The organism is Nocardioides sp. T5 (assembly GCF_048161455.1).
Taxonomy (GTDB): Bacteria; Actinomycetota; Actinomycetes; order Propionibacteriales; family Nocardioidaceae; genus Nocardioides.
The window spans coordinates 795,009-813,857 of sequence record NZ_CP182415.1; the positions used below are offsets into that span (position 1 = coordinate 795,009).

The 18,849-nt window shown below is 72.2% G+C and carries 19 protein-coding genes; 13 read left to right on the plus strand and 6 right to left on the minus strand.

Annotated features, from left to right (window positions below):
- Positions 1-34 precede the first annotated feature (34 nt).
- The 3 genes from ACNKF0_RS03810 to ACNKF0_RS03820 are packed head-to-tail and all read left to right on the plus strand — an operon-like array spanning position 35 to position 3,160.
- A complete protein-coding gene (locus tag ACNKF0_RS03810; protein WP_416955901.1) occupies positions 35-850 on the plus strand; it encodes a PP2C family protein-serine/threonine phosphatase in 816 nt (271 codons plus the stop codon).
- On the plus strand, positions 847-1,974 hold the full coding sequence (locus ACNKF0_RS03815) for an FHA domain-containing protein (protein ID WP_416955903.1): 1,128 nt from the start codon (positions 847-849) through the stop codon (positions 1,972-1,974). The genes ACNKF0_RS03810 and ACNKF0_RS03815 overlap by 4 nt, the downstream gene beginning before the upstream one ends.
- A gap of 43 nt (positions 1,975-2,017) precedes the next feature.
- The gene (locus ACNKF0_RS03820; protein ID WP_416955905.1) at positions 2,018-3,160 is read left to right on the plus strand and encodes an RDD family protein; all 1,143 of its coding nucleotides are present in this window, start codon (positions 2,018-2,020) and stop codon (positions 3,158-3,160) included.
- Positions 3,161-3,182: 22 nt separating this feature from the next.
- Here the strand turns inward: ACNKF0_RS03820 and ACNKF0_RS03825 are convergent, their stop codons facing one another.
- A complete protein-coding gene (locus ACNKF0_RS03825) occupies positions 3,183-5,297 on the minus strand; it encodes a S8 family serine peptidase (RefSeq protein WP_416955907.1) in 2,115 nt (704 codons plus the stop codon).
- A 201-nt stretch (positions 5,298-5,498) separates the two neighbouring features.
- Here ACNKF0_RS03825 and ACNKF0_RS03830 point away from each other — a divergent pair, with 201 nt between their 5' ends.
- A complete protein-coding gene (locus tag ACNKF0_RS03830; protein WP_299922787.1) occupies positions 5,499-5,894 on the plus strand; it encodes a cold-shock protein in 396 nt (131 codons plus the stop codon).
- Between the two features lie 39 nt (positions 5,895-5,933).
- On the opposite strand, the gene ACNKF0_RS03835 is transcribed toward ACNKF0_RS03830, so the two are convergent.
- Positions 5,934-7,382 carry an MFS transporter gene (locus ACNKF0_RS03835; RefSeq protein ID WP_416955910.1) on the minus strand — a complete coding sequence of 483 codons (1,449 nt, stop codon included), beginning with the start codon at positions 7,380-7,382 and terminating at the stop codon, positions 5,934-5,936.
- Between the two features lie 111 nt (positions 7,383-7,493).
- Between ACNKF0_RS03835 and ACNKF0_RS03840 the strand changes: the two genes are divergently transcribed.
- On the plus strand, positions 7,494-8,288 hold the full coding sequence (locus ACNKF0_RS03840) for a DUF3027 domain-containing protein (RefSeq protein WP_416955911.1): 795 nt from the start codon (positions 7,494-7,496) through the stop codon (positions 8,286-8,288).
- A gap of 12 nt (positions 8,289-8,300) precedes the next feature.
- Here the strand turns inward: ACNKF0_RS03840 and ACNKF0_RS03845 are convergent, their stop codons facing one another.
- Complete coding sequence (locus ACNKF0_RS03845) at positions 8,301-8,912, minus strand: class I SAM-dependent methyltransferase (RefSeq protein ID WP_416955913.1); 612 nt, start codon at positions 8,910-8,912, stop codon at positions 8,301-8,303.
- Positions 8,909-9,196 carry a DUF2530 domain-containing protein gene (locus ACNKF0_RS03850; RefSeq protein WP_254182517.1) on the minus strand — a complete coding sequence of 96 codons (288 nt, stop codon included), beginning with the start codon at positions 9,194-9,196 and terminating at the stop codon, positions 8,909-8,911. Before ACNKF0_RS03850 ends, ACNKF0_RS03845 begins: the two co-directional genes overlap by 4 nt.
- A gap of 69 nt (positions 9,197-9,265) precedes the next feature.
- On the opposite strand from ACNKF0_RS03850, the gene ACNKF0_RS03855 reads away from it, so the two are divergent.
- The 8 genes from ACNKF0_RS03855 (at position 9,266) to ACNKF0_RS03890 (ending at position 17,934) form a co-directional block, all read left to right on the plus strand.
- Positions 9,266-10,753: an NCS2 family permease gene (locus ACNKF0_RS03855; RefSeq protein WP_416955916.1), complete on the plus strand. Its 1,488-nt coding sequence runs from the start codon at positions 9,266-9,268 to the stop codon at positions 10,751-10,753.
- A 197-nt stretch (positions 10,754-10,950) separates the two neighbouring features.
- Positions 10,951-11,394 (plus strand): MarR family winged helix-turn-helix transcriptional regulator, encoded by a 444-nt coding sequence (locus ACNKF0_RS03860; RefSeq protein WP_299922773.1) that lies wholly within the window; start codon positions 10,951-10,953, stop codon positions 11,392-11,394.
- A gap of 95 nt (positions 11,395-11,489) precedes the next feature.
- Positions 11,490-12,707 carry an MFS transporter gene (locus ACNKF0_RS03865; RefSeq protein ID WP_416955918.1) on the plus strand — a complete coding sequence of 406 codons (1,218 nt, stop codon included), beginning with the start codon at positions 11,490-11,492 and terminating at the stop codon, positions 12,705-12,707.
- A gap of 198 nt (positions 12,708-12,905) precedes the next feature.
- A complete protein-coding gene (gene rpsL, locus ACNKF0_RS03870) occupies positions 12,906-13,277 on the plus strand; it encodes a 30S ribosomal protein S12 (protein ID WP_056906817.1) in 372 nt (123 codons plus the stop codon).
- Complete coding sequence (rpsG, locus tag ACNKF0_RS03875; RefSeq protein WP_135838828.1) at positions 13,277-13,747, plus strand: 30S ribosomal protein S7; 471 nt, start codon at positions 13,277-13,279, stop codon at positions 13,745-13,747. Before rpsL ends, rpsG begins: the two co-directional genes overlap by 1 nt.
- A gap of 140 nt (positions 13,748-13,887) precedes the next feature.
- A complete protein-coding gene (gene fusA, locus ACNKF0_RS03880; RefSeq protein WP_416958417.1) occupies positions 13,888-15,954 on the plus strand; it encodes an elongation factor G in 2,067 nt (688 codons plus the stop codon).
- An 89-nt stretch (positions 15,955-16,043) separates the two neighbouring features.
- A complete protein-coding gene (gene tuf / locus ACNKF0_RS03885) occupies positions 16,044-17,237 on the plus strand; it encodes an elongation factor Tu (RefSeq protein ID WP_416955921.1) in 1,194 nt (397 codons plus the stop codon).
- Between the two features lie 106 nt (positions 17,238-17,343).
- Positions 17,344-17,934 (plus strand): mismatch-specific DNA-glycosylase, encoded by a 591-nt coding sequence (locus ACNKF0_RS03890; protein ID WP_416955923.1) that lies wholly within the window; start codon positions 17,344-17,346, stop codon positions 17,932-17,934.
- 8 nt (positions 17,935-17,942) lie between these two features.
- Here the strand turns inward: ACNKF0_RS03890 and ACNKF0_RS03895 are convergent, their stop codons facing one another.
- Both ACNKF0_RS03895 and ACNKF0_RS03900 read right to left on the minus strand, forming a co-directional pair.
- Positions 17,943-18,368, minus strand: a complete 426-nt coding sequence (locus ACNKF0_RS03895) for a hypothetical protein (RefSeq protein WP_416955925.1) — start codon at positions 18,366-18,368, stop codon at positions 17,943-17,945.
- Between the two features lie 31 nt (positions 18,369-18,399).
- Positions 18,400-18,843, minus strand: a complete 444-nt coding sequence (locus tag ACNKF0_RS03900; RefSeq protein ID WP_416955927.1) for a VOC family protein — start codon at positions 18,841-18,843, stop codon at positions 18,400-18,402.
- Positions 18,844-18,849 lie beyond the last annotated feature (6 nt).

Below are 18,849 nucleotides of genomic sequence, written 5' to 3' on the forward strand. Positions count from 1 at the left end.
CCCCACATCTCGACACGGGGCGAAGAGGGCCGACATGCTGGACGTTGATCTGCACCACGGGGCGTCGACGGACGTCGGACTGGTGCGCAAGGTCAACGAGGACTCCTACCTCGTCGCGCCTCCCGTCTTCGTCGTGGCCGACGGCATGGGCGGCCACTCCGGCGGCGACGTCGCCAGCCAGATGGTCGTGGAGGAGTTCCAGCGCCTCGCCGAGTCCTACGACCCGCGGCGCGGCGCCGAGCTCGTCGCCGACGCCTTCGCCCGTGCGCAGGCGCGCATCGTCGACTACGGCGACGCCCATCGCGCGCTGCACCCCGGCTGGCACGCCGGCACCACCGCGGTGGTGGCGGTCCTGGTCGTCGACGACGGTGCCACCAAGTGGCTCCTGGCCAACCTCGGCGACTCGCGCATCTACCGCATCGTCGAGCGCCGCCTCGAGCAGGTGAGCGTGGACCACTCCGTGGTCCAGGAGCTGATCGACGCCGGCCACATCACGGCCGAGGAGGCCGCGGTCCACCCGGAGAGGCACGTCATCACGCGGGCGCTCGGCAGCCCCGAGGGCATCCAGCCCGACTTCTTCCTCCTGCCCCTCGGCTCGGTCGAGCGCCTCCTGCTCTGCAGCGACGGCGTGACCGGGATGATCGAGGACAGGGAGATCGAGGAGATCCTCGAGTCGGTCGCCGACCCGCGCGACGCCGCCGACGCGCTGGTGCGCGCAGCGGTGGCCGCCGGCGGGCGTGACAACGCCACGGCGGTCGTCGTCGATGTGGTGGGATTGGTGAAGGACGCGACCTATGACTCCCGGCGCCAGCTGGAGAGTCTCGAATCGAAGCTGGGGGGACGACTGTGAGCACTGAGGCGAGGTTCGCGCCGGGGGACTGGTACGCCGTGGTCGGTGACCGGGCGACCGTCCTGCTGCCGGGCAGCCAGCGCGGCCGGGTGGCCACGCTGTGGGACCTCGCCGACTCCGGTGCCGGGGTCGATGCGCTGCTCGACGCCCTCCTCGCGGGCGGGCTGTCCACCCTCGACCACTTCGCCCTCGTCTCCCACGACGACGACGCGACCCGCCTGATCGTGCGGGGTGCGCCGACGGCGACCGTCTCCTCGGCCGGAGGCGAGGAGGTCCTCAGCGCCGCGCCCGGCACCACCTGGGCCGAGCAGGTCCTGGTGGGCGTCTCGAGCGTCCGGGTGACCCTGACCGGTGAGGGCTCCGCCGACCGCCACCTCACCCCGGGCCTGGCCCGGGTCTCGGTCGTCGAGTTCGGTACGCCGTCCGCGTCCGTCGCCGACGAGCCCGTGGCGCCCGAGCCCGCTGCCGAGGAGCCCCCGGTCGACGACTCCACCGACGCCGTCGGTCCCGACCCCGCTGCAGAGCGCGAGCCGGAGCCGGAGCCGGAGCTCGCGCCCAGCCCGGAGGAGGCGCAGGCGCCTGTGCCGGTGCCCCCGGCAGCGCCGATGCAGTTCGGCTCGCCCGAGGACGACCCCACGCCGACGGGCGAGACCCCGGCCGTCGAGGACGACTGGGCCGACCGCGACGGCCAGACCCAGGTGGGCGGCCCGGTCTCCGACTTCGAGCGTCCGCCCATCCCCGGGCAGGAGATCGCCCCCGACGTGGTCGCGCAGCCGGTCGCCTCGCTCGTCTTCTCCACCGGTGACGTGGTGTCCGTCGACCGCACCGTGCTCGTGGGTCGCGCGCCCGAGGCACGCCGCTTCGCCTCCCACGACCAGCCGCACGTGGTGACGGTGCCCAGTCCCCACCAGGAGATCTCCTCCACCCACCTCGAGATCCGGCCCGGAGCGGGCGCCGACCACGGCGCCGCCATCGCCACCGACCTCGGTTCCACCAACGGCACCGTCCTGGCCCAGCCCGGTCTCGACCCCGAGGAGCTCAAGCCCGGCATCGCCGTCAGCCTGATCCCCGGCGCGGTCCTCGACCTCGGCGACGGTGTCACCATCCAGGTCACCAACCCCTGACCAGCGCCCACCGAGACCAGCCGTGACCCAGCACCCCCAGTCCATGACCTATCCCGTCGCCGAGCTCGAACGACGCTTCGCCGCCTTCGCCGTCGACCGGCTCCTCGCCTGGAGCCTCATCGCCGCCGTCGGCGTCGCGACCGCCCTGTTCGTCTCCGACGACCTGTGGACCGTCGTCGGCGCCGTCGCCGGTGCGACGGTCGTGATCTGGCTCGTGCTGGCCGTCGTGCAGGGCGTCAGCGGCACGTCGCCCGGCAAGGCCGTCTCGGGGCTGCGGGTGGTGCACCACGGCACGGGCACCCCCATCGGGGTCGGCCCGGCCCTGCTGCGCTCGCTCGTGCTCGGCGTGGCCGGACTGCCCACCTTCGGCATCGGCGTGGCCACCCTGGCGTGGACGGCCGTGGAGGACCGCGGCCGCCAGCGTCGCGGCTGGCACGACCACCTCGCCCACACCGTCGTGGTCGACGTACGTCCCGTCGTCGAGGTCGCCGACACCGCTGCCGACGACGCCCCGCGCCACATCGTCAACCTCACCGCCATGCGGCTCGTGCCGGCTCCACCTGTCGAGCAGGTCAGGACGCCCGAGCGCTCCGAGCACTCCATGCGCCGCCAGCCGCTTCCCGCCGACCTCGCACGCCCCGCGCCCGCTCCGGCCCCGGCTCCCGCCCCCGTGCACCAGCCCGCACACCCGCAGCCCATGCAGCACCAGCCCGCGCAGCCGCAGCCCGTGCCCGCCCAGCAGTGGTCGTCCCCGCCGGCTCAGACGCCGGCGCCGCCGTCCCAGCCGCCGTCGCACCGCCTGCCCGCCCCACCGGTGCGTCCCCATCCGGCGCCGGGGACGCCGATGGCGCCGCCGCGCTGGCGGGTGCACTTCGACAACGGCGAGAGCTTCGTGATCGCCGGCCTCGCGCTGGTCGGTCGCCGTCCCGAGGCCCGGGCCGGCGAGCAGGTCGCCCACCTGATCCCGCTGGCCTCGGCCGACATGTCGGTCTCCAAGACGCACGCCCAGTTCGGTCCCGCGCCCGACGGGACGATCGTGGTGATGGACCGCGGCTCGACCAACGGCACCGTCCTGGTGCGCCAGGGTGTCTCGCGCCAGCTCGCCCCGGGCAAGCCCGCGGCGCTGGTCGACGGCGACAAGGTCGTCTACGGCGATCGCGAGATGGTCGTCTCGCGGGAGGGCTGAGGACGGCGGCCCTCCGGCGGCGTCAGCGGGTCAGGGCGACCGGCACGCGGGTGACGCCTCCGCGGGCGCCGAGCCAGACCAGCATGCCGTCGTCGAGGCGGCCGGGCGCGGTGGGCCCGGACACCGTGACGGTGAAGTCGGCCGACTCGCCGGGCGCGAGGCGTACGGCCAGCGGCTGCACGCGCACGCGGTGCGAGGTGAAGCCGCGAGCGGTGACAGAGAAGTACTCCGGACGGGTGCCGATGTTGGTCACCGTGCGCACCGCGCGGCGCTGCCGCGCGGGCATCAGGAGCGAGCTCGTGTTGAGGCGCGCCAGACGGTGGCGGCGCACGGCGCGGCGCCACTCCTCGGGAGCGACGTCGAGGGCGAGGTGCGCGGTCGGCGCCCGGGTCGGGAGGGCGCCCGACCCCTGCTCCAGGACGGAGGAGCCGGGAACCGGCCGGGCCGACGTCACCAGGAGCGACCGGACGACGGAGGCGGACCACTCCGGGTGCTCGCCGAGGACCAGCGCCGCGAGCCCGCTGGCGTGTGCCGTCGCCGCGGAGCTGCCGCTGAAGACGCCCCACGTGCGGCCGGTGGACCCCGGCAGGGCGCCCAGCACGGCGTCGCCGTCGGCCACGGCGTCGGGCTTGACCGTGATCCCGCGCGGGTCGCCCGCGGCGCTCCACCGGGCCGTACGCCGGGTGCCGGGGTCGCCGGCGACGCGCGACACCGTGACCCGCGCGTCGGGGTGTCGGGACACCCAACGGCTGAACGACCGACCGGCGGACGCCGACAGGTGGACGGTCGGCACGGAGTGGAGGTCGGCGGTGACCGAGCCGGGACGACGGTTGACCAGGACCATGGCGCGGCCGCCCGCCTGCGCGACGGCCTCGGACTTGTCGATGCGCCCGATCGCCCCGCGCCGGCAGACCACCACCCGGTCCGCGACCAGGCGTGAGTCGAGGGCCTCGAGCCGGCACTGCGCGGCCGCGCGTCGCGACGCCCCCGGCGCCGCCGCGTCCTGCGCGAGCACGGCGCGGCCCCTCACCTCCGAGGGGCGTCCGCCGCCCGCCCACGACCGGCCGCCCGGGAGGGAGACACGGGCCCGCGACATGCGGCCGACGGCGGCGCCGACCGTCGTGACCCACGGACCCGCGTGGGCCGCATAGGCCGACCTGCCCGCGTTGCCGGAGGCGCCGATGACGACCACGTCGGCCTCGGCCGCGCCGAGGAGCGCCAGCTGCAGGGTGTCGATGCGCTCGCCACCGGAGAGGGCGAGGCTCAGGACGTCGACGCCGTCGGCGACCGCGGCGTCGACCGCCGAGACGACGTCAGCGGTCGAGCAGCCGTCGTCGGCGGGGTCGGGTGCGCCCCAGCAGGCCTTGTAGGCGGCGATCCGAGCCTGCGGTGCCACGCCGCCGAAGAAGCCCGCGTCGCGGTCGTCGACCCGGACGCTGACACCGGCGTTGCCGGCGGCGACCGAGGAGACCTGCGTGCCGTGGCCGAGGGCGTCGCGGGGGGACAGCGACTCCGACGACCTCACCCGCTCGGCGCCGAAGCCGTCGACGTACCAGCGGGCGCCGACGATCTTGCGCGTGCAGTCCTCGGGGGTCCAGCCGTCGCCCTCCACGCACGCACCGGCGAACGCCTCCGGGTCCGCCCCGAGGCCCGGGACCTCGGCGAACGCGGGTGACTCCGGCGCGATCCCCGAGTCGACGACGCCGATCACCACGCCGGCCCCGCCGCGCAGGCGGGGGCTGGCGGCGGCGCCGCGGACGGCGGCCAGCGACGGGCGTCCCGCCAGCGGGCGGATCGAGTCGACCTCGATCGAGGTGACGTCGGGCTGGTCGTCGAGGGTGGCCAGCTGGTCGGCGGTCAGCCGGGCGGCGAACCCGTTCAGCGCCGTGGTCCAGCGGTAGACGGGCTCGCCCGCGCCGACGGCGGCGAGGACGGCGTCCTGCTCCGCCAGCAGCTCGGGCGCCTCCGCGCGACCGGCGGAGGTGCCGGCGCCGGTCAGCGTCACGAGGACGAGGTCACCCGGAGCAGCGGCCGCAGGGGCGTCGTCGGCGGTCGCGGCGCCCGGCGCCACGGACAGGCCCAGGGCGAGCGCGAGCGCGCCGCAACCGAGCAACCGTCTCGTCCGTCGTGTGCGCACGTGTCTCTCCCGCTTGGTCGTCCGTGTCGCCCCCCGCCCCCGCGGTGGGACCCCCGAGCCTCCCATGGTCCCAGCAGGGGTGTCACCAGATCAAAGCCCCCCGGGTGACAACCGGTTGGTCCGCGCGCGGTGCGGCCCCCTATCCTGTGCCCGCCGCGTGGTTCCACGCGGCGCCGAGCGCAGAGCTGAGTGGGGTGGACCGTGCCGAGTGGCAAGGTGAAGTGGTACGACGCGGAGAAGGGCTTCGGCTTCCTGTCGCAGGAGGACGGCCCGGACGTCTACGTCCACGCCGACGCGCTGCCCGAGGGCACGGCCACGCTCAAGGCCGGCACCAAGGTGGAGTTCGGCATCGCCCAGGGCCGCCGCGGCGACCAGGCCCTGCAGGTGCGCGTCATCGACGCTCCGGCCTCGGTCGCACGCAACCAGCGCAACGCCCAGCGCAAGCAGCCGGAGGCGATGGTGACCATCGTCGAGGACCTCATCAAGATGCTCGAGGGTGTCGAGGAGACCTACCGCCGGGGCCGGCACCCCGAGCGCGCAGCCGCGCGCGGCACGGCCAAGGTGCTGCGCGCCCTGGCCGACGAGCTCGACGTCTGAGGCGACTCCGGCCCAGCCCGCGCCACGCGTCGTACGACGTCAGGTGCGGGCCGGTCGCGACGCCCGGCCTGAGCGGCTGAACAGCACGAACGACGCCCAGAGGCCCAGCACGCCGGCGGCGATGCCGAGGCCGAGCTGTGGCATCAGCGGCATCGCGATCCCGACGAAACCGCCGATGACCCAGGCCAGCTGCAGGGTGGTGTCGGAGCGGGCGAACGCGCTGGCCTGGATGCGGCTGGGGACGTCGCGCTGGATCGTCGAGTCGAGCGACAGCTTGGCCAGGGCCTGCGCCAGCCCTGCCGTCAGGCCGAGCAGCACCAGGGTGACGAGTCCGTAGAACACCGCGGCCAGGGTCGCGACCACGGCGTCGGCCAGCAGGGCGAGCACCACCGTCACGGCCGGGTTGAGGCGTCTGAGCAGCGACCCGATCGTGATGCCGAGGGTGTTGCCGAGACCCGCTGCGCCGATCACGAGCCCGAGCAGCACCTCGGGTCGCATGTCACCGATCGGGTTGTCGCGCAGCAGGAACGCCATGAACATCGTCAGGAACCCCGAGAGCCACCGTGGCCCGCAGTTGGCGCGCAGCGCGAACGCCACGTCCCCGGGGATGCGGGTGCGCGGGCGTCGCCCGGTGCGCCCCGCCTCGGTCGGGCCGGTGAGCACCATCTCGCCCTCGCCCCGGCTGGCATCGACCTTCTCGGGCAACCGGATGGCCCAGATCGTCGCGAGCACGAAGACCAGGAACCCGTAGCGCAGGGACCACTCCGGGCCGAAGGTCGAGGCGAGGATCGCGAGCGGCGCGGACAGGCCCGCCCCCACCACGCCGGCCAGCGACACCCTGGCGTTGGCCTTGACCAGGGTCAGGTCGGGCGGCAGCAGCCGGGGGACCGCGGCGGCGCGCGTGACGCCGTACGCCTTCGAGGCGACGAGGCACCCCAGTGCGGCGGGGAACAGCCAGTCGGACTCGCTGACCACCGCCGTCGCCAGCACCCAGCACAGGAAGCAGCGGATCGCCATGGTCGCGCCGACGGCCCACCGTCGACCGTGGCTGAAGCGGTCGAGGAACGGGCCGATGAGCGGCGCGACGATCGCGAAGGGCAGCATCGTCAGGCCGAGGAAGAGCGCGACCTGGCCGCGCGCCTCCCCGGTCGGGACCTGGAAGAAGAGAGTGCCGGCGAGCGAGATGGCGACGGCGGCGTCGCCGGCGGCGTTGAAGGCGTGGAGCTCGATCAGGCGGGAGAGACCCGAGTCGCCGGCCCCCTCCGCGCGGGTGGCCCGCCGCGCCTGGGTGACCGCGTAGTGCCCGGCGGTCCCCGCGCCGCGGCCCGCGGCCCGGGCTCCCCGCGCCGCACCCGAGAGCGAGCGTCGTACGGTGCCCGAGGGGGGCGCGGCGGCACCCGCGCGGGGCGCGTCGGTGGCCGTCTCGGACCGCCCCGACTGCGGTCCCGACTGCGGCCCCGGGGCGGGATCGGGACGGTCGGAGGTCACGAGCACCATCTTGACCTACCGCCTCCACCTCCGCCGCCGACACCCGGAGGTCCGGTCTCGCCGAGGGTCCCCGACGGGACAGGGCCACCGACCATTTGCCATGATGCGCAGGTGATCGCTCTCCCCACTCGTGCCGGCAAGCCCGACTCGGTCCTCGCCAAGGCCGTGGAGCTGGCGCGCAGCGTCGTCCTCGAGGTCGCCGAGCCGGCGGACCTCGGCGAGCACCTCGGCGCGCGCGCGGAGGGTGAGCGCGTCGTCACCCACCACTTCGCCTGTTCCCGCCGGGGCTACCCGGGCTGGTACTGGTCGGTCACGATGACGCGGGCCAAGCGCGGCAAGGACCTCACCGTCAACGAGGTGGTCCTGCTGCCCGGCGAGGAGGCCATCGTGGCGCCCGACTGGGTGCCCTACAAGGAGCGGCTCCAGCCCGGTGACCTCTCGCCCGGCGACCTGCTTCCCGTCGAGGACGAGGACGTCCGGCTGGTCCCGACCTACCTGGTCGGCGACGACCCGCTCGACACGCCGCTCGACGGCGATGCCCGGGCGCAGGTGCGACAGGTGGCCGAGGACCTCGGCCTGGGTCGCGTGCGCACCCTGAGCCGCGAGGGCATCGACATGGCGGCCGAGCGCTGGCAGGCCGGACCTGGTGGTCCCGACGCGCCGCTGGCGAAGAGCGCCCCGGACACCTGCTGGTCATGCGGCTTCCTGGTACGGCTCAACGGCTCGCTCTCGACCCGCTTCGGGGTCTGTGCCAACGGCAACGCCAACGACGACGGTCGCGTGGTCGCCCTCGACCACGGCTGCGGCGCCCACTCGGAGGTCAAGCTCGCGCGCAAGCAGCAGCCGCTCCCGCTCCCGGACCACGTGTTCGACACCCTCGTCGAGGACGAGCTCGAGACCTTCTAGGACCCGCCCGGGCTAGTCCCTCGCCAGCACCCACACGGCGTAGTCGTCGACGGGCTCGTGCAGCTCGTAGCTGCCGAACCGGTGCACCACCCGCAGGCCCACCGACTCCGCGTCGGCGACGAACTCGTCGGCGGGGTAGGTGCGGCTGCCGGCCTTGACCGGCTGCAGGTGGAAGCCGACCAGCGCCCGCCCGGTCGGGACGAGCAGCTCGCCCACGCGTGCCAGCACCGACCGCTCGGTGCCCTCGGCGAGGAAGACCATCACGTTGCCGACGAGCACCGCGAGGTCGAACGTGCCGACCTCCGCCGGGTCGAGGGCCAGCGCGTCGTGGGGGAGGACCTCGAGGTCGGCGTACGTCGCCCGTGACTGGGCCCGCAGCGCGGGGTCGGGCTCGGTCGCGACGACGTCGTGTCCCTGGTCCACCAGCGCGGCAGCGACGCGACCCATGCCCGAGCCGATGTCGATGACGCGGGCACCGCGGGGCACGAGCGCGTCGGCGAGCCGGGCCTCGCCCGCCACGTCGGCGCCCCGGTCGACCAGGTCGGCGAAGTGCCGGCCGTAGCCCAGGTTGGCCGGGCCGGCGAGCTCCCAGCGCGTCTTCGCCCGGCTCGTCGGGGTGCTCATCGGACGGCCTGCTGCGAGGCCCGCTCCTTGCGCCGGCGGCGGCAGTACTCCAGGCCGCACAGGCCCAGGCCGAAGCCGGCGAGGCAGGTCCACAGCCACCAGGTGCGGCCGCTGTCCTCGAGTGCGCCCCAGAACGGCAGCAGACCGAGGAAGCCCAGCAACCACAGGGCGGTGCCGACCTCCGTGGTGCGGACACCGTCGACGTCGAGCGGCTCGACCTGCGCCACGATGTAGGTGCGGCGCCCGATCTCGTGCTGCGTCGGCTGCTCGTCGCCCAGGTCCACGCGCTCACGCTACACGCGGGGGAAGACGCGAAACACGGGCGTGGCGCAGTCGTGCCACACTGCGGTCCTGTGAGCGACCAGACGCAGACACAGCGACAGCGACCGCAGGGCTCCGGCCTCGACGGCTACTTCCGGATCAGCCAGCGCGGCTCGACCGTCGGCCAGGAGGTCCGCGGAGGCGTCGTCACCTTCTTGACGATGGCCTACATCATCGTGCTCAACCCGCTCATCCTCGGTTTCGTGCCCGACTCGACGGGCGCCTTCCTCGGCGGCGGCGCCGAGCCCGGCAGCGGCATCCCGGCCATCGCCGCCGGCACGGCGCTGGTCGCCGGCGTGCTGACCATCGCCATGGGCGGGTTCGCCAACTTCCCGCTCGCGCTGGCCACCGGCCTGGGGCTCAACGCGTTCGTCGCCAACACCATCGCCCGGCAGTCCACGTGGGGCGCGGCGATGGGGCTCGTCGTCCTCGAGGGCATCATCATCCTGCTGCTGGTGCTCACCGGATTCCGCAAGGCCGTGTTCCACGCCGTGCCCCAGCAGCTCAAGGTCGCCATCTCGGTCGGCATCGGCCTCTTCATCGCCCTCATCGGCTTCGTCGACGCCCGCGTCGTGACCCGCATCCCCGACGCCTTCCAGACCACCGTGCCGGTCCAGCTCGGTGCGGACGGCCACCTCGGCGGCTGGCCGGTGCTCGTGTTCTGCCTGGGCCTGGCGCTCATGGTCGCCCTCTGGGTGCGCAAGGTGCGCGGCGCGATCCTCATCTCGATCCTCGTCACCACCGTCGTCGCCGTGGTCGTCGAGGCCATCGCCGGCCTGGGTGCGGCTTCGGCCGACAACCCCAAGGGCTGGTCGCTCAGCGTGCCGACGCTCAGCGGCGACGTCGTCGGCCTGCCGTCCTTCGACACCCTGGGCGAGGTCGACCTCTTCGGCGCCTTCGGCAGCGCCGGCACCGGCGTGCTGGCTGCCCTGCTCCTCGTCTTCTCGCTGCTGCTGGCCGACTTCTTCGACACGATGGGCACGATGACGGCGATCGGCGCCGAGGCCGGCCTCAACGACGAGGAGGGCACCCCGCCGGGCGCCCAGCGCATCCTGGTCGTCGACTCCGTCGCCGCGATCGCCGGCGGTGCCGCCGGCGTCTCGTCCAACACGTCCTACATCGAGAGCGCCTCGGGCGTCGGCGAGGGCGCCCGCACGGGTCTGGCGTCCGTCGTCACCGGCGCGCTGTTCCTGCTGGCCACCTTCTTCACGCCCCTCGTCGCGGCCATCCCCTCGGAGGCGGCCGTCCCGGCGCTGGTGCTCGTGGGCTTCCTGATGATGCAGCAGGTCACCGAGATCGACTGGCGCGACCTCGAGGTGGCCATCCCGGCCTTCCTCACCGTCGTCCTCATGCCGTTCACCTACTCGATCTCGGTCGGCATCGGCGCCGGCTTCGTGGCGTACGTCTTCATCAAGGTCGTCGTCGGCAAGACCCGCGAGGTCCACCCGCTCATGTGGGTCGTCGCGGCCCTGTTCGTCGTCTACTTCGCCTACACGCCGATCAGCGGCTGGCTCTCCTGACCGCCTGAGTCACCGCGGCCCCGGCCCGCGTTTCGCCCGGACCTCCTCGGCAGAGTCCCCGCTCGAGCGGGGACTCTGCCACTTGGTGGGGGTTGCAACGGCCTCCAGGTGACGGACTCCCCGCATGAGCGGGGACTCCCCGGCGGTGCGCGAGGCCGACGGAATGGTTAGCACAGGTAATGAGTTACGCTAACGACATGCCGACCGCCGACCTCCGTACCGACGCCGGGCTCGCCTCCGAGCTCCGGGCCGGTGTCATGCGCCTGCGCCGCCGCCTCGTCTCCGAGCGCCACCCCGACAACGACCTGAGCATCCCGCAGATGGTCGTGCTGGGGCTGCTGGTCCGGACGGGCGAGCAGACCGTCGGCGACCTGGCCCGCGCCGAGCGCGTCCAGCCGCCGTCGATGACCCGCACCGTCAACTGCCTCGAGGCCGACGGCTACGTCGAGCGGCGCCCCCACGAGACCGACGGCCGCCAGGTCGTCGTCTCCCTCACCGACGCCGGCCGCGCCGCCGTGCTGGCCGACCGCCAGCGCCGCGACGCCTGGCTGTCCCGGCGCCTGAGCGAGCTCACGCCCGCCGAGCGCGCCACCCTCCGCGACGCGGCCCCGATCCTGGCCCGGCTCGCCGTCGCCGACTGACCACCTGACCCATGACCGACTGAGGAGTCACCACGAGTCCCACGTTCCGCTCCCTCTCCAACCCGAACTACCGCCGCTACGCAGCCGGCGGGGTCGTGTCCAACACCGGCACCTGGATGCAGCGCGTCGCCCAGGACTGGCTGGTGCTCGAGCTCGCCGTCGGGTCCGGCGCCACCGCGCTGGGCATCACGACCGGGCTCCAGTTCCTGCCGTTCCTGCTGCTGACGCCGTTCGCCGGCCTGATCGCCGACCGCATGCCCAAGCAGCGGCTGCTGCAGCTCACCAACCTCGGCATGGCGCTGCCCGCTGCCGTCCTCGGCATCCTCGCCGTCACCGGCGTCGCCGAGGTCTGGCACGTCTACGTCCTGGCCTTCCTCCTCGGCTCCGCGTCGGCCTTCGACGCGCCGGCTCGCCAGTCCTTCGTCTCCGAGCTCGTCGACCCGGTCGATCTGACCAACGCCGTCGGCCTCAACTCCGCCAGCTTCAACGCCGCCCGCCTCGTCGGCCCCGGCCTGGCCGGCGTCCTCATCGCCGCCTTCGGCGGGGGAGCGGTGGCCACCGGGTGGGTCATCCTGCTCAACGCGGTGTCGTACGCCGCCCCGATCTGGTCGCTGCGCCACCTCGACGCCAGCCGGATCGACGCCGCGGCGCCCGCCGACCGCGGACCCGGCGCGATCCGCGAGGGCGTGGCCTACGTCCGGGCCCGCCCCGACCTGCTGCTCGTCCTCGGGCTGGTGTTCTTCGCCGGCACCTTCGGCCTCAACTTCCAGATCACCTCGGCCCTGATGGCCACCGAGGTGTTCGGCAAGGGGCCGGAGGAGTTCGGGCTGCTCGGCTCGTTCCTGGCCGTCGGCTCCCTCGCCGGCGCGCTGCTCGCCGCCCGCCGCAGCCACGTGCGCCAGCGCCTCGTCGTGGGGGCCGCCCTGGCCTTCGGTGCCTCGGTGATGCTGGCCGGGCTGATGCCCTCCTACCTCACCTTCGCGCTGCTCGCGCCGGTCACCGGCCTCACCGCCCTGACCTTCATCACCAGCGCCAACACCTACATGCAGCTGAACACCGACGCCGGCGTGCGCGGTCGCGTGATGGCCCTCTACCTGATGATCTTCATGGGCGGCACCCCGGTCGGTGCGCCCGTCATCGGCTGGATCGGCCAGGAGTACGGCGCCCGCTGGACGCTGCTGGGCGGCGGGCTGCTCACGATCGCCGGTGTGGCGCTCTCGGCAGCGCTCTACCTCCGGCTCGACCGCACGCGGCGCGAGCGGGAGCGGCAGGTCGTCGAACCGGGCGTCCGGGCGGTGCCAGCGGCATTTTGACCCTGCCGTGGCGCCCGAGTAGCCTCAATCTTCGTGTCTGGCACGTCCAGACCCATGCCCATGCTCGGACTTCGCGGCGTTCCAGGCCGCGCCCCGGCTGGCCACGGTATTCGCAACAGGCACATGCAGCAGCGCACGACACCCGAGTCCGGCACCGCGTCGGACCGTGATGAGCAGACAGAGAGAGGGAACCACCAGGTGCCCACCATCAACCAGCTGGTCCGCAAGGGCCGCCAGGACAAGGTGTCCAAGAACAAGACGCCTGCCCTGAAGGGATCCCCGCAGCGCCGAGGCGTCTGCACCCGCGTCTACACGACCACCCCGAAGAAGCCGAACTCCGCCCTCCGCAAGGTCGCCCGCGTGCGCCTGAGCAGTGGCGTCGAGGTCACCGCCTACATCCCGGGTGTCGGTCACAACCTGCAGGAGCACTCGATCGTGCTCGTCCGCGGCGGCCGTGTGAAGGACCTTCCCGGTGTCCGCTACAAGATCATCCGCGGCTCGCTCGACACCCAGGGTGTCAAGAACCGCAAGCAGGCCCGCAGCCGCTACGGCGCGAAGAAGGAGAAGTAATGCCTCGCAAGGGTCCCGCTCCCAAGCGCCCCCTCGTCGTCGACCCGGTCTACGGTTCCCAGCTGGTCACCCAGCTCGTGAGCAAGGTCCTGCAGGACGGCAAGAAGGCTGTGGCGCAGCGCATCGTCTACACCGCACTCGAGGGCTGCCGCGAGAAGACCGGCACCGACCCGGTCGTCACGCTCAAGCGCGCGATGGACAACGTCAAGCCGGCCATCGAGGTCAAGTCCCGCCGCGTCGGCGGCGCGACCTACCAGGTCCCCGTCGAGGTCAAGGCCAACCGCTCCACCACGCTGGCCCTGCGCTGGCTCGTGGGCTACGCCGCCGACCGCCGTGAGAAGACCATGGCCGAGCGTCTGATGAACGAGATCCTCGACGCGAGCAACGGCCTCGGTGCCGCTGTGAAGAAGCGCGAGGACACCCACAAGATGGCCGAGTCCAACAAGGCCTTCGCCCACTACCGCTGGTGACGGCGAGGGGCCGTATGACCCGCAGCGCGCGTCGTACGGCCCCTCACCCCACGAGCTCCCACCAACTTCCGAGGGACTGAGACACAACAGTGGCTGTCGACATCACCACCGACCTCAACAAGGTCCGCAACATCGGCATCATGGCGCACATCGACGCCGGCAAGACCACCACCACCGAGCGCATCCTCTTCTACACCGGCATCACCTACAAGATCGGTGAGGTCCACGAGGGTGGCGCCACGATGGACTGGATGGAGCAGGAGCAGGAGCGCGGCATCACCATCACGTCGGCCGCGACGACCTGCTGGTGGAAGAACCACCAGATCAACATCATCGACACCCCCGGCCACGTGGACTTCACCGCCGAGGTCGAGCGCTCGCTGCGCGTCCTCGACGGCGCCGTGGCGGTCTTCGACGGTGTTGCCGGTGTCGAGCCGCAGACCATGACGGTGTGGCGCCAGGCCAACAAGTACTCCGTCCCCCGCATGTGCTTCGTCAACAAGCTCGACCGCACCGGCGCGGACTTCTTCCGCTGCGTCGACATGATGGTCGAGCGCCTCAACTCCACCCCGCTCGTGCTCCAGCTGCCGATCGGCGCGGAGTCCGACTTCCTCGGTGTCGTCGACCTGGTCGGCATGCGTGCCCTCACCTGGCGCGGCGAGACCAAGATGGGTGAGGACTACGACGTCGAGGAGATCCCGGCCGACCTCGCCGAGCAGGCCGCGGAGTACCGCGAGAAGTTCATCGAGACGCTCGCCGAGGCCGACGACGACATCATGGAGAAGTACCTCGAGGAGGGTGACGAGAACTTCACCGTCGAGGAGCTCGAGGCCGCGATCCGTCGCGCCACGCTGGCCGACAAGGTCAACCCGGTCCTCTGCGGCACCGCCTTCAAGAACAAGGGCGTCCAGCCCCTGCTCGACGCGGTCGTCAAGTACCTCCCCTCGCCGCTCGACATCGACGCCATCGTCGGTCACTCGCCGCGCGACGAGGAGGAGGCCATCTCCCGCAAGCCCTCCGACGACGAGCCGTTCTCCGGCCTGGCCTACAAGATCGCTTCCGACCCGCACCTGGGCAAGCTGATCTACGTCCGCGTCTACTCGGGCAAGCTCGAGGCCGGCTCGACCGTGGTCAACTCGGTCAACGGCCGCAAGGAGCGGATCGGCAAGGTCTACCAGATGCACGCCAACAAGCGTGAGGAGATCGCGTCGGTCGGCGCCGGCCAGATCGTGGCCGTCATGGGCCTCAAGGACACCAAGACCGGCCACACCCTGAGCGACCCGAACAACCAGGTCGTGCTCGAGTCGATGACGTTCCCGGCCCCGGTGATCGAGGTCGCGATCGAGCCCAAGACCAAGGGTGACCAGGAGAAGCTCGGTACCGCCATCCAGCGTCTCTCCGACGAGGACCCGACCTTCACGGTCAAGGCCGACGAGGAGACCGGGCAGACGATCATCGCCGGCATGGGCGAGCTCCACCTGGAGATCCTCGTCGACCGCATGAAGCGCGAGTTCCGCGTCGAGGCGACGGTCGGCAAGCCGCAGGTCGCCTACCGCGAGACCGTCCGCAACACGGTCGAGAAGCACTCCTACACCCACAAGAAGCAGACGGGTGGCTCCGGCCAGTTCGCGAAGGTCGTCGTCAACCTGGGGCCGAACATCGACCCCGAGACCGGCGTCGGCGCGGGCTACGAGTTCGTCAACAACGTCACCGGTGGTCGCGTCCCGAAGGAGTACATCCCCTCGGTCGACCAGGGTGGCCAGGAGGCCATGGAGTTCGGCGTGCTCGCCGGCTACCCCATGGTCGACGTGAAGTTCTCGCTCGAGGACGGCGCCTACCACGACGTCGACTCGTCCGAGCTCGCGTTCAAGATCGCCGGCAACCAGGCCTTCAAGGAGGCCGCACGCAAGGCCAAGCCGGTGCTGCTCGAGCCGATGTTCGCCGTCGAGGTGACCACCCCCGAGAGCTTCCTCGGCACGGTCATCGGCGACATCAACTCGCGCCGCGGCCAGATCCAGGCGCAGGAGGAGCGTCACGGCGACATGGTCGTGAGCGCCCTCGTGCCGCTGTCCGAGATGTTCGGGTACGTTGGCGACCTGAGGTCCAAGACCTCTGGTCAGGCGTCGTACTCGATGGAGTTCGACTCGTACGCCGAGGTTCCCACGAACATCGCCGACGAGATCATCAAGAAGGTCCGCGGCGAGTAATCGCGCCTCGGATCCTCGGCACCAGCACCACCCACACCCACGAGTCACCAACTCTCACACGCAGAGAACAACAATCAGGAGGAGCCCCAGTGGCTAAGGCGAAGTTCGAGCGGACCAAGCCGCACGTCAACATCGGCACCATCGGTCACATCGACCACGGCAAGACGACGCTGACCGCGGCGATCACCAAGGTGTTGCACGACAAGCACCCGGACCTCAACGAGGCTTCGGCGTTCGACCAGATCGACAAGGCTCCCGAGGAGCGCCAGCGCGGCATCACGATCTCGATCGCGCACGTCGAGTACCAGACCGAGGTGCGTCACTACGCGCACGTCGACTGCCCCGGTCACGCCGACTACATCAAGAACATGATCACCGGCGCGGCTCAGATGGACGGCGCGATCCTCGTGGTCGCCGCCACCGACGGCCCGATGCCGCAGACCCGCGAGCACGTGCTGCTCGCCCGCCAGGTCGGCGTGCCCGCCCTGGTCGTGGCGCTCAACAAGTGCGACATGGTCGACGACGAGGAGCTCATCGAGCTCGTCGAGATGGAGGTGCGCGAGCTCCTCTCCGAGTACGAGTTCCCGGGCGACGACATCCCCGTCGTGCGCGTGGCGGCCTTCCCGGCCCTCAACGGTGACGCCAAGTGGGGCGACTCGATCGCCGAGCTCATGCAGGCCGTGGACGACTACATCCCGACCCCCGAGCGCGAGACCGACAAGCCCTTCCTCATGCCCGTCGAGGACGTCTTCACGATCACCGGTCGTGGCACCGTCATCACCGGTCGCATCGAGCGCGGCATCGTCAAGGTCAACGAGGAGGTCGAGATCATCGGCATCCGCGAGGGCTCGCAGAAGAGCACCGTCACCGGTGTCGAGATGTTCCGCAAGCTCCTCGACGAGGGCCAGGCGGGCGAGAACGTCGGTCTGCTCCTCCGTGGCACGAAGCGCGAGGACGTCGAGCGCGGCATGGTCGTGATCAAGCCGGGCACGACCACCCCGCACACCAACTTCGAGGCCTCCGTCTACATCCTCAGCAAGGACGAGGGCGGCCGTCACACGCCGTTCTTCAACAACTACCGTCCCCAGTTCTACTTCCGTACGACTGACGTGACCGGTGTTGTGACCCTGCCCGAGGGCACCGAGATGGTCATGCCGGGTGACAACACCGAGATGTCGGTCGAGCTCATCCAGCCCATCGCGATGGACGAGGGCCTGCGCTTCGCCATCCGCGAGGGCGGCCGCACCGTCGGCGCGGGCCGCGTCGTCAAGATCACCAAGTGATCACCGCCGGTCGCTGACCGGCACCGCAGCACCCGAGACCCCGTCTCCCGCAAGGGAGGCGGGGTCTCGTGCGTCCGTCGTGGGTCCGGCCCGGCAGGATGGGGTCATGGGGTTCACCAGGGCGGAGCTGGAGTCGTTCCGCGACGTCGAGGTCCCGGACCTCCTCCCGGCCGACGACCAGCCGCTCCGGTTGTTGTTCGTCGGCATCAACCCGGGGCTGTGGACCGCCGCGACCCAGAGCCATTTCGCCCGCCCGGGCAACCGCTTCTACCCCGCGCTGCTGCGGGCCGGGATCGTCCCGAGGCGGATCGACCCGTCGGCCGGGATGACCGACGAGGACCGCGACGAGCTGCGCCGGCGGGGGATCGGCATCACCAACGTGGTGCCGCGGGCCACCGCGCGGGCCGACGAGCTCACGACCGAGGAGCTGCGCGCCGGCGGGGAGCGTCTTCGCGCACTCGTGGGCGAGCGGAGCCCGTCCGTCGTGGCCGTCGCCGGTGTCACCGCCTACCGCACGGCGTTCGGCCAGCGTGGCGCGAAGGTCGGGGAGCAGCCCGGACGCTGGGGCAGCTCGCGCGTGTTCGTGGTGCCCAACCCTTCGGGGCTCAACGCGCACGACACCGTGGACACGCTCGCCGCGGCCTACGCCGAGGCGGCCCGGGCCGCCGGGGTGCTCGAGCGCACGCCTGGGTCCTGAGACCCGGGTCAGACGGCGTACGGCGGCGGGAGCAGGCCGTGGTGGACGAGCAGCCACTCCACCCGCTCACGCTCGTGGTCGAGCTCCTCCCCGGGAGGCAGGACCGCCAGCAGGTGCGGGCAGCCCGCGATGTCGGCGGCCTCGCCGAGCACCCGGTCGTAGGCGAGCCGGCAGCCCTCGTACTTCGCGAAACGCATCCCGCCGCGGTGGAAGGCGGCGTGGAGCCGGCGCAGGTCGGCGGCCACCTGCTCGACCGGCCGGCCGACCGGGACCACCTCGGCCCCGTGCCTGAGACGCCGTGCCCGCTGCGCGACCCGCCCGAGAGCGCGGGCGCTGCGCCACTCGCCCAGGTCGCCGCGGAGGGCCGCGCAGGCCACCCGGAGCACCACGAGGGCCAGCAGCAGCACGCCGACGGTCGCGAGCCAGCTCCTCATCCGTCCACGGTACGCCGGGCGGAGCCGGGCGTCAGCCCATGTCGACGCCCTCGAAGTCCTCGGGGACGTAGTCGCGCTTCTCGACCAGGACCATCCAGTTGCCGGAGTTGTCGCGCATCAGGGCCTCGACGCCGTAGGGCCGCTCCTCGGGCTCCTGCAGGAACTCCACGCCCTTGGCCCGGAGGTCCTCGTAGGTCGCCCGGCAGTCGTCGACGTTCAGCCCGACCCCGGGCAGCCCGCCCTCGTCCTGGGCGCGCCTCATCGCCTCGATGAGGTAGTCGGGGAGGGGACCGCTGGGCGTGGTGAGGTGGAGGTGGACCTCGGGCTGTTTCGGGTGCACGACCGTGCACCAGCGGAAGTCGGGCCCGAGCTGGAGGTCGTCGCCGACCTCGAAGCCGAGCACGTCGGTGTAGAAGGCGAGGGACTCGTCGATGTCCTTCACCCAGACGGACAGCAGGGAGATGTTGGTGATCATGCGACG

What these genes read in the sequence shown, in the direction of transcription:
- ACNKF0_RS03895 (WP_416955925.1), bottom strand. Translation starts at nt 18,368, where the DNA reads ATGAGGAGCTGGCTCGCGACCGTCGGCGTGCTGCTGCTGGCCCTCGTG.
- rpsG (WP_135838828.1), top strand. Translation starts at nt 13,277, where the DNA reads ATGCCTCGCAAGGGTCCCGCTCCCAAGCGCCCCCTCGTCGTCGACCCG.
- ACNKF0_RS03900 (WP_416955927.1), bottom strand. Translation starts at nt 18,843, where the DNA reads ATGATCACCAACATCTCCCTGCTGTCCGTCTGGGTGAAGGACATCGAC.
- ACNKF0_RS03810 (WP_416955901.1), top strand. Translation starts at nt 35, where the DNA reads ATGCTGGACGTTGATCTGCACCACGGGGCGTCGACGGACGTCGGACTG.
- fusA (WP_416958417.1), top strand. Translation starts at nt 13,888, where the DNA reads ATGGCGCACATCGACGCCGGCAAGACCACCACCACCGAGCGCATCCTC.
- ACNKF0_RS03845 (WP_416955913.1), bottom strand. Translation starts at nt 8,912, where the DNA reads ATGAGCACCCCGACGAGCCGGGCGAAGACGCGCTGGGAGCTCGCCGGC.
- ACNKF0_RS03820 (WP_416955905.1), top strand. Translation starts at nt 2,018, where the DNA reads ATGACCTATCCCGTCGCCGAGCTCGAACGACGCTTCGCCGCCTTCGCC.
- ACNKF0_RS03890 (WP_416955923.1), top strand. Translation starts at nt 17,344, where the DNA reads ATGGGGTTCACCAGGGCGGAGCTGGAGTCGTTCCGCGACGTCGAGGTC.
- ACNKF0_RS03860 (WP_299922773.1), top strand. Translation starts at nt 10,951, where the DNA reads ATGCCGACCGCCGACCTCCGTACCGACGCCGGGCTCGCCTCCGAGCTC.